Origin of the sequence: Chitinophaga hostae (assembly GCF_018224885.1) — a bacterium.
GTDB classification, from domain to species: domain Bacteria; phylum Bacteroidota; class Bacteroidia; order Chitinophagales; family Chitinophagaceae; genus Chitinophaga; species Chitinophaga hostae.
Window position 1 is genome coordinate 1 of sequence record NZ_JAGTXB010000048.1, and the last position, 1314, is coordinate 1314.

The following is a 1314-nucleotide window of genomic DNA, read 5'->3' on the forward strand; positions in this document are numbered from 1 at the left end:
GGATCAAGTTGAAAAGTTGGGGGATTGGGTAAAAAATAGTTTTTTTGCGTCCAATTAAGATTGATATCCGTGGATAAGAATTTTAGCCTCCTGATTGAGGCGCTGCTACCAGAAGGGATTTTGTATTATTTTGAGATAACAGATTCCTCTCAAAATGAGACCGAAATAAGTATTTATTTAGAAGAAAAGAATATTGTTCCAGCTGAACATCAACATAAAAAACTTCACGCCAAGGATTTTCTTCCTCCCGTTGCTGTTCAGGATTTTCCTATCCGTAGAAAGAAGGTTACTTTATATGTAAAGCGCCGTCGGTGGGAGGTTGTAGGCACCGGAGAAACAGTAACAAGAGATTGGGAAATAGTGAAAAAAGGAACGCGAATGACATTGGAATTCGGTTATTTTTTAAAAGGATTACTTAGATAATCATCCCATCAGCCCCGTTCAGCTTGGCCATCTTTACAATGTTGACGGTAAACAACTCGGGCAACAATACAAACATCATTTAAGCGATTTTTCCAGCTGGGAGCAGAAAGGGCATGCTGCAGAGTGGATGCTTTTTGAGCAAAATATTGGCACCAGTTTGAGTATAGACGAAACAGCCTTTTCAAGTGGAGAACTGTATACAATCGTCACTAATAAGTTGGCTAAAGGGCGAAAAGGCTCAATAGTGGCTATGATTAAGGGTACGCAGTCTGAATTTCTGAAAGAAATCCTGTTTAAAATCCCTAAACGCTTGCGGCAGAAAGTACAAGAAGTTACGATTGATATGTCTGGTAGCCTCAATAGCGCCGTTAAAGCCTGTTTCACCAACGCCCATAGGGTAATAGATCGCTTCCACGTGCAACACCTGGCTTTTGACGCAGTACAGGAAATAAGAATAAAACATCGCTGGGAGGCGCTGGAACAGGAAAATCAGGAGTATGAACAAGCGAAACGGGCAGCAGTGAAGTATGAGCCTGTCAGGTTGGCTAACGGCGATACAGCTAAGCAACTGCTGGCCAGAAGCCGATACTTGCTATTTAAGCACCCCAGATTATGGACAAGAGAGCAGCAACAAAGAGCCGAATTATTATTTAGCCACTATCCTCTCATTCATAAATCCTACCAGCTATCCCTGCGGCTGGGCGAGGTTTACAGGCACTGTAAGTGCAAAGAAGAAGCATTTAAGAAACTGGCCCTGTGGTATAATGATGTAGAAGAAGCGGGAATATTATCTTTTAAAACCGTTGCCAGGACTATCAGAACTCATTATCTGGGTATTCTCAATTTCTTCAACAACAGGGCTACAAACGCCGCTGCGGAATCATTTAATGC

General features: G+C 42.2%; 2 protein-coding genes. Both read left to right on the forward strand.

Annotated elements, in window-relative coordinates; all coding sequences use genetic code 11:
* Positions 1-69: 69 nt before the first annotated feature.
* Positions 70-423 (forward strand): ISAon1 family transposase N-terminal region protein, encoded by a 354-nt coding sequence (locus KE626_RS34440; RefSeq protein WP_346344520.1) that lies wholly within the window; start codon positions 70-72, stop codon positions 421-423.
* A 7-nt stretch (positions 424-430) separates the two neighbouring features.
* On the forward strand, positions 431-1314 hold an 884-nt coding region (locus KE626_RS34445), incomplete at its 3' end, for an ISAon1 family transposase (RefSeq protein WP_428845047.1).